General features: G+C 71.2%; 11 protein-coding genes. 5 read left to right on the top strand and 6 right to left on the bottom strand.

The genetic code is table 11. From position 1 onward, the window contains the following. The first annotated feature begins 60 nt into the window (after positions 1-60). Positions 61-2,001, top strand: a complete 1,941-nt coding sequence (gene acs, locus CKY28_RS11395) for an acetate--CoA ligase (protein ID WP_095998417.1) — start codon at positions 61-63, stop codon at positions 1,999-2,001. After that, a complete protein-coding gene (locus CKY28_RS11390; RefSeq protein WP_095998416.1) occupies positions 1,998-2,321 on the top strand; it encodes a DMT family transporter in 324 nt (107 codons plus the stop codon). Before acs ends, CKY28_RS11390 begins: the two co-directional genes overlap by 4 nt. 59 nt (positions 2,322-2,380) lie before the next feature. On the opposite strand, the gene CKY28_RS11385 is transcribed toward CKY28_RS11390, so the two are convergent. The 5 genes from CKY28_RS11385 to CKY28_RS11365 form a co-directional block, all read right to left on the bottom strand. Further along, positions 2,381-4,291, bottom strand: a complete 1,911-nt coding sequence (locus CKY28_RS11385) for a M10 family metallopeptidase C-terminal domain-containing protein (protein ID WP_095998415.1) — start codon at positions 4,289-4,291, stop codon at positions 2,381-2,383. 26 nt (positions 4,292-4,317) lie between these two features. Then, complete coding sequence (locus CKY28_RS11380; RefSeq protein ID WP_176473061.1) at positions 4,318-4,776, bottom strand: hypothetical protein; 459 nt, start codon at positions 4,774-4,776, stop codon at positions 4,318-4,320. Between the two features lie 214 nt (positions 4,777-4,990). Then, positions 4,991-5,665 carry a polyamine aminopropyltransferase gene (locus CKY28_RS11375; protein ID WP_095998413.1) on the bottom strand — a complete coding sequence of 225 codons (675 nt, stop codon included), beginning with the start codon at positions 5,663-5,665 and terminating at the stop codon, positions 4,991-4,993. Further along, entirely contained in the window at positions 5,662-6,822 is a 1,161-nt protein-coding gene (locus CKY28_RS11370; RefSeq protein WP_095998412.1) for an alpha-hydroxy-acid oxidizing protein, read from the bottom strand. The genes CKY28_RS11375 and CKY28_RS11370 overlap by 4 nt, the downstream gene beginning before the upstream one ends. A gap of 559 nt (positions 6,823-7,381) precedes the next feature. After that, the gene (locus CKY28_RS11365; RefSeq protein WP_095998411.1) at positions 7,382-7,606 is read right to left on the bottom strand and encodes a hypothetical protein; all 225 of its coding nucleotides are present in this window, start codon (positions 7,604-7,606) and stop codon (positions 7,382-7,384) included. A gap of 119 nt (positions 7,607-7,725) precedes the next feature. Between CKY28_RS11365 and CKY28_RS11360 the strand changes: the two genes are divergently transcribed. The 3 genes from CKY28_RS11360 (at position 7,726) to CKY28_RS11350 (ending at position 12,150) form a co-directional block, all read left to right on the top strand. Beyond that, positions 7,726-8,403 (top strand): ABC transporter ATP-binding protein, encoded by a 678-nt coding sequence (locus CKY28_RS11360; protein WP_095998410.1) that lies wholly within the window; start codon positions 7,726-7,728, stop codon positions 8,401-8,403. A 157-nt stretch (positions 8,404-8,560) separates the two neighbouring features. Next, a complete protein-coding gene (locus CKY28_RS11355) occupies positions 8,561-11,089 on the top strand; it encodes an FtsX-like permease family protein (protein WP_095998409.1) in 2,529 nt (842 codons plus the stop codon). After that, entirely contained in the window at positions 11,089-12,150 is a 1,062-nt protein-coding gene (locus tag CKY28_RS11350; RefSeq protein WP_095998408.1) for a lipocalin-like domain-containing protein, read from the top strand. The genes CKY28_RS11355 and CKY28_RS11350 overlap by 1 nt, the downstream gene beginning before the upstream one ends. On the opposite strand, the gene CKY28_RS11345 is transcribed toward CKY28_RS11350, so the two are convergent. Beyond that, complete coding sequence (locus CKY28_RS11345; protein WP_217989579.1) at positions 12,151-14,256, bottom strand: EAL domain-containing protein; 2,106 nt, start codon at positions 14,254-14,256, stop codon at positions 12,151-12,153. It lies immediately after the preceding gene. Between the last annotated feature and the right edge of the window lie 71 nt (positions 14,257-14,327).

Raw genomic sequence — 14,327 nt, 5'->3', positions numbered from 1 at the left:
AAGCTGCGGGCTTGCGCAATCCGCCCCCCGTCCGGCAGGAAGCGGCGAAGGGAGGCCCGCATGACAGAAGCCGTTTACCCCGTGCCGCAGGACTGGGCGGAGCGCGCCCGCGTCGACCGCGCCGAGTATGAACGGCTGTACCGCGAGTCGGTCGACGATCCCGACGGCTTCTGGCTCGCCCGCGCCCGGGAGCGGCTCGACTGGATCGCCGAGCCGACGACGGCGGGCGACTGGTCGTTCGACGAAGCCGATTTCCGCGTCCGCTGGTTCGCCGACGGTAAGCTCAACGCGGCGTACAACTGCGTCGACCGGCACCTGAAGGAGCGAGGGCACGAGACGGCGATCATCTGGGAGCCGGACGAGCCGTCGGAGGAGCCGCGGCGGATCAGCTATCGCGAACTCCACGCGGAGGTGTGCCGGTTCGCGAACGTCCTCGCGCGGCTCGGCGTCGCCAAGGGCGACCGGGTCACGATCTACATGCCGATGATCCCCGAAGCGGCGTTCGCGGTGCTGGCCTGCGCGCGGCTGGGGGCGATCCATTCGGTGGTGTTCGGCGGCTTCTCGGCGGACGCGCTGGCGGGGCGGATCGAGGATTGCGGGTCCAAGATCGTCGTCACCGCCGACGAGGGCCGGCGCGGCGGCAAGCGCATCCCGCTGAAGCGCACCGTCGACCAGGCGGCCGAGAAGGCGCCGTCGCTCCAGACGGTGCTGGTGGTCCAGGCGACCGGCGCCGACGTGCCGATGGGGCCGCGCGACCGCTGGTATCACCAGGAGTTGCTGCAGGCCGACGACGATTGCGTCCCCGCCGAGATGGACGCGGAGGATCCGCTGTTCATCCTCTACACCAGCGGCTCGACGGGCAAGCCCAAGGGCGTGCTGCATACGACGGCCGGCTACCTGCTCTGGGCGAGCTACACGCACGCGCTCTGCTTCGATTACCGGCCCGGCGACGTGTTCTGGTGCGCGGCGGACATCGGCTGGGTCACGGGGCACAGCTACATCCTCTACGGCCCGCTCGCGAACGGGGCGACGACCTTGATGTACGAGGGCCTGCCCAACTGGCCGGACGCGTCGCGCATCTGGCAGGTTGTGGACCGGCACCAGGTGCACACGCTGTTCACCGCGCCGACCGCGCTCAGGGCGCTGATGAAGGAGGGCGACGAGCCGGTGCTGGCCACGTCGCGCAAGTCGCTGCGGCTGCTCGGCACGGTGGGCGAGCCGATCAATCCGGAGGCGTGGCGCTGGTACCACGAGGTCGCGGGCGAGGGTCGCTGCCCGATCGTCGACACCTGGTGGCAAACGGAGACGGGCGGCGCGATGATCGCTCCCCTGCCCGGCGCGACCGACCTGAAGCCGGGATCGGCGACCAAGCCGCTGCCGGGCGTCCGGCCGGTGCTGGTGGACGAGCACGGGCGCGAGCTGGAGGGCGAGGCGTCGGGCAACCTGTGCATCGCCGCGAGCTGGCCGGGGCAGATGCGCACCGTCTGGGGCGACCACGAGCGCTTCTTCCAGACCTACTTCACCACCTATCCGGGCATGTACTTCACCGGCGACGGGTGCCGGCGCGACGCGGACGGGTACTATTGGATCACGGGCCGCGTGGACGACGTGATCAACGTGTCGGGCCATCGGCTGGGCACGGCGGAGGTGGAGAGCGCGCTTGTGCTCCACGCGCAGGTTGCGGAAGCCGCGGTGGTGGGCATGCCGCATGACGTGAAGGGCCAGGGCATCTACGCCTATGTGACGCTCAACGCCGACGCATCCCCGAGCGAGGAGCTGCACGGTGAGCTCAGAGCCTGGGTACGGCGCGAGATCGGGCCCATCGCCACGCTCGACGCGCTACAATTCGCCCCTGCCCTGCCGAAAACGAGGTCCGGCAAGATCATGCGGCGCATTCTTCGCAAGATCGCGGAAGGCGACACGGGCGGCCTGGGCGATACCTCCACGCTCGCCGACCCGGCGGTGGTGGACGATCTGGTGGCGAACCGGGTGCGGGCGTGACGGCCTGGGTGCTGGTCGCGCTGGCGATCTCGCTGGAGATACTGGGTACGTTCCTCCTCAAGCTGTCGAACGGGTTCGAGAAGTGGCGATGGGGATCGCTGTCGATCCTCTGCTACTCGCTGTGCTTCTGGGTGCTCGCCCCGGCGCTCCGCGTGCTGCCCGTGGGCGTGGTGTACGCCATCTGGTCGGGGGTGGGCATCGTCGCGGCGGCGGCGTTGGGCGTGATGTTCTTCGGCGAGCGGCTGAGCGCGTTCCAGCTCGTCTGCATCGCGCTGATCCTGGCCGGCGCGGTCGGCCTGCGGCTCACCTCGTCCGCCTGAACGAAAACGCCCCCGGAGCATGGCGCTCCGGGGGCGTTCGTCGCGCGAGGCTCGCGCCTTTATAGGAGCAGATCGTCCAGCGCGACCGAGCGCGTCCCGAACAGGACCAGCGCGAAGTCGGGCTCGCCGCCGTCGACATTGCCCAGCAGCACCGTCACCTGGCCGGCATAGGGGCTGGCGCCGTCGACGCCGTCGATGTCGAAGCCGAGCACCGACTCGGCCGCGTTGACGTTGCCGAAGGAGCGCAGCGCGAGCTCGCCCGCGTTCTTAGGGTTGGCCGAGCGGATGAAGCTGAACGCCTGGTCGCCGTCCACCAGCGCGTTGGCGTCGATGCCGCTCAGGTCGAGCTTGTCGAGCCCGGCCTCGAAATCGGCGACCATGTCGACCGAGACGGCGCCGATCTTGCCGACCACCTTGGTCGCGGTGATCTCGCCGACGAACAGGTCCGCGCCCGCGCCGCCGATCATCAGGTCCAGGCCGTCGCCGCCGTTCAGACGGTCGGCGCCCGCGCCGCCCTCGAGCCGGTCCGCGCCCGCGTCGCCGAACAGCTGGTCGTCGCCCTCGCCGCCGAGGAGCTTGTCGTCGCCGGCGCGGCCGCTCAGCTTGTCGGCGCCGGCCCCGCCCTCCAGGATGTTGGCCACGTCGTTGCCGATCATCGTGTCGACGCCGGAGCCGCCCTTCGCGTTCTCGATCGTCACGCCATAGGCGATGCCGACATTATCCGTTAGGCGGCCGACGAACGCGTTCCCCTGCAGCGCCGTCATGTTCGCGTCGTAGGTCGCCCGCGCGACGGGCGCGAACCCTGCGGCGGCGCGGTTGGCGTTCACCTGCTCGAAGGAGGGCGCGGTGTCGTAGGTGACGCCGCCGATGCTGCTGAGCGAGCCGGCCGTGAGGTCGATGAGCTGCTCGGTCGCGTAGCCCGACGCGTCCAGCGTATCGACGCCGCCCGCGTCCCAGATCGCCATGACCGGCGCGGGCGTTTTGGCGAAGTCGTAGGAGTCGCGCCCGGCGGTGCTGTTGAACCCGTACACCGTGTCGTCGGTGCGGGTGGTGGTGTCCGCGCCGTAGATCGCCTGGATCGCCGCGATGTCGTGGATCAGCGGCACCGCCGAATAGACGGTGGTGGAGATGTTGAAGTCGAAGTGCCGCACGCCCGCGATCACGTTGCCCTGGAAATAGGACATGACGCTGTAGGCGCGCGTGTCCTGCGCGTATTCGGCGTTCGCGGCGTAGGTGATGGAGACGCCCGGCGCCGCGTTGTAGCCGCCCGGATGGCTCAGGCCCAGCGAGTGGCCGGCCTCGTGCAGCAGCGTCTGCATGCCGTAGCCGCCCTCGTCGAGCTGGAAGTTGCTCGCTTGGCTGGCCGAGATCCAGCTGTCGCCGCCGATCTCGCGCACCTGGCCGCCCAAGGTCGCGTCGAGCGCGGCGGTCGGGATGCGCGCATAGGCCTGGGTGGTGGGCGCGCTAGCGAGGTTGCCGAAGTTCATGTCGGCTTCGTCGGCGCCGACTTCGCGGAAGCTGACGGCGGCAACGTCGTCCCACGCCTGCATCACCTCGCGCGTCGCGGCGCGCTGCGCGTCGGAGAAGGCGGCGAAGTTGAAATACTCGCTCAGGCCGGCGAGCTGCCCGGAAGCGTTCCGGTAGACATAGCCGTTGTCGAACAGCTGCTGCTGCGTGTTGAAGAAGCCGAAGGTGATGACGCTGTTGTCGTCGCCGATATTGTTCTGCCGCCCGACATTGGCCGTGTCGCGATAGCCGTCGGCGAAGCCGCCGCCCGTGCGGTTCAGGTGCGCGGCGACCTGTTCGGGCGTCCAGATCGGCTTGCCGTTGAAGGTGCCGCCCGCCGACGGATCGAGCGACGCTTCATCGGAGCCCGTGACGAGCACGTCGCCGGTGCAGATCGGGCAGGTGCAGCCCTCCAGCGCCAGGTGCTCGGCGTCAGCGGAAACTACCTCATAATATTCGGACAATCGACTTCTCCCCTTTGTGGACTGGTTTAACGGATCGGGCGCGCGCCGGCGGGACGTGCGCGCCAGGGCAAGGTCTCGGTGAGCGCGGCGGCGAGCGCGCGGTCGGTCGCGGCGTCGCCGCCGCGCAGGTCGACCGCGCGCGGCGCGGCGGCGAACAACGTGGCGGTCTGCTCGGCCGAGTTGCGGAACGGGCGCACCGACAGCGCGAGCAGTCGCGCGCCGGGCTCGACGGAGGCGTGGATCAGGATGGTGACCGCGTCCGGCGCGAGCACCGCCGGGTCGCCGAGCGCGACGGCGCGCACCGGCACGGGCGCACCCTGCGCCGCGAGGCCGCGCGCGCGCTCGCACAGCCGCGCCTGCACCGCCTGGTCGACGCCGGCGCTCGACTGGGCGAGGCAGAGGATGTTGAGGCGGGCGATGTCGCGCCAGATCAGCGCAGGCGACGCACCCTGGGCGGGCGCGATCGCCGGGGCGGAACCCGCCAACGCCGCCGATGCGGCCAACGCCAACAACCCCAAAGCGACCCCCAACCCGATGCCGGGCGTTCGTGCGCCCCAGCGTTAAGAGAAGTTAATGGCCGGATTATCGAGCCGGGTCAATGACGTAAATGGGACAGCTTTGCTGATCTCTCGCTCGGAAAGTTGCGCTTTCAGATGTGAACACCGCTAGTTCATTGCGCCGGATCGTGGCGCGGTCGGGTCAGGATGGTCGTCGGGCGAACCAGATGACGTGGCGCGGGCCTTTGCCGTTGCCGCGGGCGCGGACCGCCTCCTCCTCGACCGCGAAGCCGGCGCGGGCGAGGCGCTTCGTGAAGGCGGAGTCGGGCGCGGCGGACCAGACGGCGAGCACGCCGCCGGGCGTCAGCGCTCGCCAAGCGGCGGCGAGGCCGGCGGGCGAGTAGAGGCGGTCGTTGTCGGCGCGCACCAGGCCGTCGGGGCCGTTGTCGACGTCCAAGAGGATCGCGTCGTACGCGCCCGGCGCAGCGGCGATCACGTCGGCGACGTCGGCCATCTCCAGCGCCACGCGCGGGTCGTCGAGGCAGCCGGCGGTGAGCGCGGCCATGGGCCCCCTCGCCCACTCGACGATCTCCGGCACGAGCTCGGCGACGATGACGCGCGCTTTCGGGCCGAGCACGGCCAGCGCGGCGCGGAGCGTGAAGCCCATGCCGTAGCCGCCGATGAGGAGCCTGGGCGCGGCGCGGCCGCGGAGGCGCGCGCAGGTCATCGTGGCCAGCGCCTCCTCCGACCCGCTCATGCGGCTGTTCATGAGCTCGTTGCGGTCGAGCACGATCATGTGGTCGGCCCCGCGGCGGAACAGGCGCAGCTCTTCGCCGCCGGGCACGCGCGCAGTGCCGAGGAGCTCGCGCGGCGTCACTGGCGCACCGCTCCCGCCTGACGCACGTCGGCGATGGTCGGATAGCCGTTGACCGCCATGAGCAGGTCGGCCTCGGCGAGCACGGAGCGGATCACATGTGCGGCGCCCTCCGCGCCGTCGAGCGCGAGGCCGTAGGTGTAGGGCCGCCCCAGTCCCACCATGCGCGCGCCGAGCGCCACCGCCTTGACGACATCAGTGCCCGAGCGGACGCCCGAGTCGAACAGCACGGGCGTGTCGCCCGCCGCCTCGACGACGGCGGACAAGCAGTCGATCGCGGCGATCCCGCCGTTCGCCTGGCGGCCGCCATGGTTGGAGCAGTAGATGGCGTCGGCCCCGCCGTCGACCGCACGGCGGGCGTCGTCGGGGTGGCAGATGCCCTTCAAGATGATCGGCAGCTTGGTCATGCCCTTCAGCCAGGGCAGGTCGTTCCAGGTGAGCACCTTCCCGAACACGCCCGCCCAGGCGAGGATCGCGGCCTTCGGATCCTCCTCAGGCGGCGTGGGAAGCATCGACCGGAAGACCGGGTCGGAGAAGTAGTTCCGGAGCACCGCGCCGCGGAGCTGGGGGAAGTTCGCGACGTTCAGATCGCGCGGCCGCCAGCCCGTGACCCAGGTGTCGAGCGTCACCACGATCGCCTGGTAGCCGGCGGCCTCGGCGCGGGAGACGAGGCTCTCGGCGAGTTCCCTGGAGCGCGGCGTGTAGAGCTGGAAAAAAGCGGGCGTGTCACCGCACGCCCTCGCTACGTCCTCGAGCGGATCGTTGGAGAGCGTCGACGCGCAGAACGGCACGCCCGTCATGGCCGACGCGCGGGCGGCGGCGAGGTCGCCGTGTCCGTCCTGCGTGCAGATACCGTTCACGCCGATGGGGGCCATAAAGAGCGGGCTCGGATAGCGGCGGCCGAACAGCTCGACGGAGAGGTCGCGGGCCGTGCAGTCAACCATCATGCGCGGGACCATGCCCCAGCGGTGGAAAGCCTGCACGTTCCAGTCCTGCGTATGCTCGTCGCCGCAGCCGCCCTGGACGTAAGCGAGCACCTGGGGCGGCATCGCGGCCTGCGCGCGGGCGACGAGCGTGGCGTAGTCGACGGGGAGCTTGGGCGTCACGCCCTGAAGGCCGGCGAAGTAGATCTGGTTCTGGTAATCGCCGTAATGGGGCATGGGGCGGGTCCTCTCACGTCCGTTCGCGCTAGGCTCGTCGAAGCGCTGTTCTCGGTTGCACCGGTAGAGAGAAGGACGGCGCTCCGACAAGCTCAGCGCGAATGGGAGGGATAGTCACTTTCCTAGTTCCCTTGTCGTCACCCCGGACTTGTTCCGGGGTCCATCGTGGTCCGCGCACTCCGGCGGGATCGCCCGCACGACGATGGATGCCGGAACAAGTCCGGCATGACGGGGGTGGGACGGGTCGGAAGGACACGCGCGGGTCGCCGGGCGAATCGGGACGAGCGTGCAGGATGCGGGCGACCTCCGGTACGCTTCCGCCCGCCGCCGTTCGGCTAACTTCGCAACATTCCCGCCCGTTCGGCAATTCCGTGTCGTCGCCGTGAAACTTTCGTGCACGTCGTGCGACTGCATATGGCCGGCCGCTACGGCGCTGGTGGCGCTAAACTGGCGGGCGGTTCGTGCGTGCATCGAACAGCTTGGATCACAACCGCGGCTTGTAGGACAGCCCTAAGTTCCTCCCCGGCACGGGGACGAACTAGCGTCGGGCGCTTGACCGTCAGTCCACCTTGAGCAGGTCGAGGCCGGGTCTCGTTTCGCCAACTCGCAGGTGGGTGGCGAGCCGGTCCTGCTCACCATTCCACCAAAGGGGCGGCGGGTCGAGTACGGTGACGTCTCGATACGTGCGGGTAATTTCATCTGGCGAGCGCGCGGTGATCCACCACCACAGACCACCCGTGCCGTAATCGTAGCAGACCAAGTACGGACGCTCGCGTTCGGTCATCTCAACCCTCGTGCGTGCCACAGCCGAAATATGGGGCCAGCGAGCTATGTATCCCGTTCATACGGTGCGTGAGTAGTCGGCTCGTTTTCCTACGCTCCGCGTTACGGAAGCACTTCTACATGCCTGCTCTCTCCCCCCTCCTCTCCGTCCGCGATCTCGCCAAGTCAGTCCCGCCCGCGCGGCGGTTGTTCGGCGGGCTCGACCTCGCCGTGGAGGCGGGCGAGCTGGTCGCGATCCTGGGGGAGTCGGGGGTGGGCAAGTCGACGCTGCTCAACATCCTGGCGGGGCTGGACGATGCCGATGAGGGCGAGGTGCTGGTGGAAGGCGTGGCGCTCGGGCCGTTGGACGAGGCGGCGCGGACGCGGCTCCGGCGCGAGCGGATCGGGTTCGTGTTCCAGGCCTTCCACATTTTACCCTATCTGACGCTCCGGCAGAACGTCGCGCTGCCGCTGGCGCTGGTGCGGCCGGATGCGCGGGCGGCGGCTAGCCGAGCGGAGGAGATGCTGGGGGCGGTTGGGCTGGCGGGGCGCGGCGACGGCTATGCGCGCGATTTGTCGGGGGGCGAGCTGCAGCGGGTCGCGATCGCGCGGGCGCTGGTACACTCGCCGGCGCTGATCCTGGCGGACGAGCCGACGGGGAACCTCGACCCGGAGACGGCGGGGCGCGTGCTCGCGCTTTTCGCGGACGCGGTGCGCGAGCGGGGTGCCGCGGCGGTGCTGGTGACGCACTCGGAGGCGACGGCGGCGGTGGCGGACCGGGTGCTGACGTTGACAGCGGAGGGGCTGGTGGAGCGGTGAGTCGAGCTGATCCGTCAATCCTCCCCGAGCTCGTCTCGGGGAGGGGGACCGCGCCCGCAGGGCGTGGTGGAGGGGCGAGCGGCGGGACGCCGCTGGCGCGGCGGGCCCCTCCACCAGCTTCGCTGGTCCCCCTCCCCCAGCAAGCTGGGGGAGGATCATGAAGGCGGAACCGGGCCTCGTCCGCTCCCGCCTCGCCCTGAGCTGGCTCATCGCCGGCGAGTGGCGATGGCATCCCCTCCGGTTCGCGCTCACTGCGGTCGCGATCGCGGTGGGAGTGGCGCTGGGGTTCGCGGTGCATCTGGTGAACGGGTCGGCGCTGCGCTCGTTCGACCGCGCGGTCACGGGGGTGAACGGGGCGGCGGAACTCGCCGTGCGGGCGTCGAGCCCGTTGGGGTTCGACGAACTGTTGTACCCGCGCGTGGCGCTCGCGGCGGGCGTGGCGGATGCGAGCCCGGTGGTGCGGTTGCGCGCGCAAGCGAACGGACGGCGGTTCGACCTGCTCGGGCTCGACGTGATGCGCGCCGCCAACGTCACGCCGAGCCTGGTCGGCCAGCGCCCGAACGGGCCGGATGCGCGCGGCGACGAGGTGTTCGGCGAGGACGCGCTGTTCCTGTCGCGCGAGGCGCTGGCGCAGTTGGAGACGCGGGTGGGCGCGCGGGTGAGTGTCACCGCGAACGGGCGCACCGTGCCGCTGACGGTCGCGGGGCTGCTGCCCGCGATCGGCGAGGGGCAGGCGATCGGCGTCCTCGACATCGCCGCGGCGCAGTGGCGGTTCGGGCGGCTGGGTAGGCTTGATCGGATAGACTTGAAACTAGCGGACCGGACCGCGGCGGAGGCGGCGCTCTCCGACCTGCTGCCCGCCGACGCAACGCTGAGCGGGGCCGAAGCCGAGGCGCAACAGGGCGCGGGGCTGTCGCGGGCGTATCGCGTGAACCTCGACATGCTGGCGCTCGTCGCGCTGCTGACGGGCGGGTTCCTGGTGTTCTCGGCGCAGTCGCTGTCGGTCGCGCGGCGCTTGCGGGCGTTCGCGCTGCTCCGGACGCTGGGGCTGCCCAAGCGCGGGATCGTCGCGGCGGTGGCGGCGGAGGGGCTGCTGATCGGGCTGATCGGCTCGGCGGCGGGGCTGGCGATCGGGTACGGGCTGGCGAGCCTCGCGCTGCGGCTGTTCGGGGGCGATCTGGGCGCGGGCTACTTCAACGGTGCGAGCGGGCGCGTGGCGTTCCAGCCGGCGGCGGCGATCGTGTTCTTCCTGCTCGGGCTCGCCGCGGCGGTGCTGGGATCGGTGCTGCCGGCGCGGGCGGCGTCGCGGGCGGCACCGGCGGCCGCGCTCAAGAACGCGGGCGACGTGCTCGATCCGCGCGCGCCGGTGCCGTGGCGGCCGGCGCTGGTGCTGCTCGTTGCAGGCGCAGGCGCCGCGCTGCTGCCGGCAGTAGGCGGGCTGCCGCTGTTCGGCTTCGCGAGCATGGCGTTGCTGCTGGCGGGCGGCGTGGCGGGGGTGCCGTGGCTGGCGCGGCGGCTGCTTGGGCCGCTGGCGAAGCGACCGACGGCGCGCGTGCCCGCGCTGCTCGCGGTCCGTCATATCCACGGCGCGCCGGGCGAGGCGGCGACCGCGCTGTGCGGCATCGTCGCTTCGACCGCGCTGATGATCGCGATGGCGACCATGGTGACGAGCTTTCGTGGTGCCGTAGACGAGTGGTTGGGCCAGGTGCTTGCCGCCGACCTGTACCTGCGCGTCGAAGGTGGGCCGGGGTTCGATCCGGCGGCGCAGGCGGCGTTGCGCGCAACGCCGGGCGTCCAGGAGATCGCGTTCAGCCGCCAGCTGCCGCTGACGATCAAGCCCGAGCGGCCGCCCGTGACGCTGATCGCGCGGGCTGAGACGGGGCGGCCGGACGCGCTGATCGGGTCGGTCGAGCGCGTCAGCTCTCCGCCGGGGACGGTGCCCGTCTGGGTATCGGAGCCGGCGCGGCGGCTCTACGGTTGGGATCCGGGCGAGACCATACGGTTGCCGGTGAGCGGCGGAGCCGCGCGCTTTCACGTCGCGGGTGTGTGGCGCGATTATGCGCGGCAGTTCGGGGCGGTGGTGCTGCGCGCGGGCGACTATCAGCGGCTGACGGGCGACGCGACGCGCGACGAGGCGGCGGTGACGCTCGCGCCCGGCGTGCGCGGCGAGGGCGTCGGGCGGGCGATGCTCGCGCGGTTGGAGCCCGAGCAGCGGCGACTGACGAGCTTCGCGGCACCGCGTGCGCTCCGGCGGTTCGCGCTCGAGCTGTTCGACCGAAGCTTCGCGGTGACGTACGTGCTCGAAGGGGTGGCGATCCTGGTCGGGCTGGCGGGCGTGGCCGCGACCGTGTCGGCGCAGACCATGGCGCGCACGCGGGAGTTCGGGATGCTGCGGCACCTGGGCGTCGCCAAGCGGCAGATCACGGCGATGCTGGGGCTGGAGGGCGCGCTGCTCGGGTTGGTGGGCGGGGTCGCGGGGGTGCTGCTCGGCGGGGCGCTGGCGCAGGTGCTGATCCACGTCATCAACCCGCAGAGCTTCAACTTCACCATGACGACGCGCGTGCCCTGGGGAACGGTGGCGGGGGTGGTCGCGGCGCTGGTGCTCGCGGGCGCGGGAACGGCGGTACTGGCGGGGCGACGCGCGACCGCGAAGGATGCGGTGCTGGCGGTGCGTGAGGATTGGTGATGCGGGTGCTCGCGTCGCTCCTGCTGCTCGTGGCGAGCGCCGCGCTCGCCGCGCCGGTCCGGTATCCGGAGGTGCGCCCGCACGCGGGTTTCCGCTTCCCCGCCGACCACGGCGCGCACCCGGCGTACCGGATCGAGTGGTGGTACGTGACGGGCTGGCTTCGGACCGAGCGGGGGCAGGACATGGGGTTCCAGGTCACCTTCTTTCGCACGCGGCCGCCGGTGGGTGACGCCAATCCGAGCCGTTTCGCGGCGCGCCAGGTGCTGTTCGCGCACGCGGCGCTGTCCGACCCGCGCGTGGGGCGGCTGCTGCACGGGGAGCGCTCCGCGCGGGCGGGGTTCGGGCTGGCGGGTGCGAAGGTGGGCGACGCCGACGTGGCGATCCGCGATTGGCGTTTGCGCCGGCTGCCCGACGGGCGCTTCGCGACGCGGGTGGGGACGGAAGAGTTCGTGTTGGACCTGACGTTCCAGCCCACCCAGCCGCCGATCGCGCAAGGGGTGAACGGCTACAGCCGCAAAGGGCCGCGGCCGTCTCAGGCGAGCTACTACTACTCCCTCCCCCACTTGCGCGTGTCGGGCGTCGCGGCGCGGGGGACCGCGCACGAGCGGGTGACGGGCGAGGCGTGGCTCGACCGGGAATGGTCGTCGGACTTCCTGAGCCCGGAAGCCGAGGGCTGGGACTGGACGGGGCTCAACCTCGACGACGGCTCGGCGCTGACCGCGTTCCAGGTCCGGCGCAAAGGCGGCGGGGTCGTGTGGGCGGGCGGATCGCTCAGGCGTGCGAACGGGCGCGTGACGCAGTTCGCGCCCGGCGACGTGCGCTTCCGCACGCTCCGGCGCTGGCGGAGTGCTGCGACGGGGGCGGTCTACCCGGTCGCGCAGGAGTTGAGCGTGCGGCTGCCCGAGGGCGTGCGCCGCTTCCCACTCCAGCCGCTCTTCCCCGCGCAGGAGCTGGACAGCCGGCGGTCGGGGCTGCCCGTCTATTGGGAGGGCGCGGTACGCACCACGGGCGGGCGCGGGTACCTGGAGCTGACGGGCTACACCGCGCCGCTCGCCATGTGATCAGGCCGCGCGGCGCGTCGGCTGGTCCTCCTCGACGAGCAGCTGCTTGAGGTGCGCGACCATCGCGTCGCCGTCGGCGGCCCCGAAGTCGAAGCCGGTGGTGGACGCGTAGTGGCCGAACATCTCGCGCCCCGCGGCCGAGTTGCCGACGAACGCCATGCTCCAGGTCGGGAACACGCGCGTCGGGACCGCCTCGAAGCTCAGGAGCTGCACGTCCGAATGGCGGTCGTCGAGCTGGATGCGCTCGAACACGCGCTCCACCTCGGCGCGGTCGCCCTCGAGCACCTGGGCGAAATAGCCGTCGGTGAACATCAGCGCGCCCGAGACCTTGGCCTCCGCGTTGTTGCGGCGCGAGGCGGCAAGGATGTTCTGGACGGACGCCCTCACCTCCTCGTCCAATCCCCAGATCGCGTTGCGGCTGTAGTAGACGAGGCGGTAGAGCCCCTGTTCCACCACCGCGACCGGCTGAGGCTCGGGTGCGGGCGCGACGGCCACGACGCGCTCCTCGCGCGGCGGCTCCGCGCGCAGGCGGTCGAGGACGCCCGCGACCTCGTCGGCGGGCACGGGCTTGCTGATGAGATAGCCCTGCACGGAGCCGCAGCCCTCGTGCCTCATGGAGCCGAGCTGGGTCGCCGTCTCCACGCCTTCGGCGATGGTGGTCATGCCGAGATGCTTGCCGATCGCGGTGATGGCGCGGACGATGCCGGCGTTCTTCTCCACGTCGCCCGAGCGCACGAAGCTCTGGTCGATCTTGATCTTGTCGAACGGGAAGGAGCGCAGGTAGCTCAAGGACGAATAGCCGGTGCCGAAATCGTCCATCGACACTTTGCAACCCAGCTCGCGCAGCTTGTGGAGCGTGGAGACGCAGCCTGCGAGGTCGCTCATCAGCACCGATTCGGTGATCTCGATTTCGAGCCGCGTGGCGGACAGGCCCGAGCGGTCGAGCGAGTCGCGGACCGCATCGACCAGCTTGGCCGTGGCGAGCTGCTTGGCGGACACGTTGACGGCGATCGCGATGTCGGCGGGCCAGCGCGCGGCGTCGGCGCAGGCCTGGCGCAGCACCCATTCGCCGATCGGTACGATCAGCCCCGTCTCCTCGGCGAGCGGGATGAAGTCCGACGGCGGCACCAGTCCTCTGGTGGGGTGCCGCCAGCGGATCAGCGCCTCCATGCCGGTGATCGTGCGCGTCTCCAGCTCCATCTGCGGCTGGTAGTGGAGCTCGAACTGCCGGAGCGCGAGCGCGCGGCGGAGGTCGAGCTCCAGCGCGCGGCGGTCCTGCATCTCCTTGTCCATGCGGCCTTCGAAGAAGCAGTAGCGGCCCCGCCCGCCGAGCTTGGCGCGGTAGAGCGCGATGTCGCCCTGCTTCACCAGCTCGTCCGGCGACGCGCAGCCGTCGGACAAGGACACGCCGACGCTGGCGCCGATGTCGATCATGTGGCCGTCGACGACATAGGGGCGGCCGAGCACCTCGACGAGGCGCTTGGCCAGCGTCTCCGCGCCTGCGGGCTGGGCGACGCCGGTCTGGAGCACGGCGAACTCGTCGCCGCCGAGCCTGGCCACCGTGTCCGTCGCGCGCAGGGACGCCTGTAGGCGGTCCGACACCTTCCTGAGCAGCGCGTCGCCGACCGGGTAGCCGAGCGTGTCGTTCACGCCTTTGAAGCGGTCGAGGTCGATCATCAGCAACGCGGAGGCGTGGTCGACGTCCGCCACCGCGCGCGCGATCTCCGGCATGAAGGTCAGGCGGTTCGGCAGGCCGGTGAGCGGGTCGCGCGCCGCGGCCTCGCGCGCCTTGGCCGAGGCTTCGACCCAGGCGGTCACTTCCTGCGCGTGAACGAGCCAGCCTAAACCCGGCAGCCGCTTGGCCGCGACGGCGTGGTGCCGCCCGCCGAGCACGACCGCGTCGCCGCCGCCCCCGGCCGCGAACCGATCGGGCTCCGCGCCGAACAGCGCCCGGAAGTCGAACGGCGGTCCCTTGACCTCGACGATTTGCCGGAAGGCGTCGTTCGCCTCCCTGAGCTCGCCCGCCTCGCCGAACAGCGCCACGCCCGCCGGCAGCTCCGCCAGCAGGGTCAGCACGTCGATCTCTTGGCCGCCGCGGTCCGTCACCTTTCCCCTCCGTTCCGAATCGGCGCGGATGATTAGCGTGCCGCCGTTAAGAAAGGCTCGATGCGGAAGCG

Source organism: Sphingomonas lenta (assembly GCF_002288825.1).
GTDB lineage: Bacteria > Pseudomonadota > Alphaproteobacteria > Sphingomonadales > Sphingomonadaceae > Sphingomonas > Sphingomonas lenta.
This window is presented reverse-complemented; position numbering and strand designations above follow the sequence as displayed.

Coding starts and splice junctions, on each gene's coding strand:
- CKY28_RS11365 (WP_095998411.1), bottom strand. CDS start 7,606: ATGACCGAACGCGAGCGTCCGTACTTGGTCTGCTACGATTACGGCACG.
- CKY28_RS11360 (WP_095998410.1), top strand. CDS start 7,726: ATGCCTGCTCTCTCCCCCCTCCTCTCCGTCCGCGATCTCGCCAAGTCA.
- CKY28_RS11355 (WP_095998409.1), top strand. CDS start 8,561: ATGAAGGCGGAACCGGGCCTCGTCCGCTCCCGCCTCGCCCTGAGCTGG.
- acs (WP_095998417.1), top strand. CDS start 61: ATGACAGAAGCCGTTTACCCCGTGCCGCAGGACTGGGCGGAGCGCGCC.
- CKY28_RS11370 (WP_095998412.1), bottom strand. CDS start 6,822: ATGCCCCATTACGGCGATTACCAGAACCAGATCTACTTCGCCGGCCTT.
- CKY28_RS11350 (WP_095998408.1), top strand. CDS start 11,089: ATGCGGGTGCTCGCGTCGCTCCTGCTGCTCGTGGCGAGCGCCGCGCTC.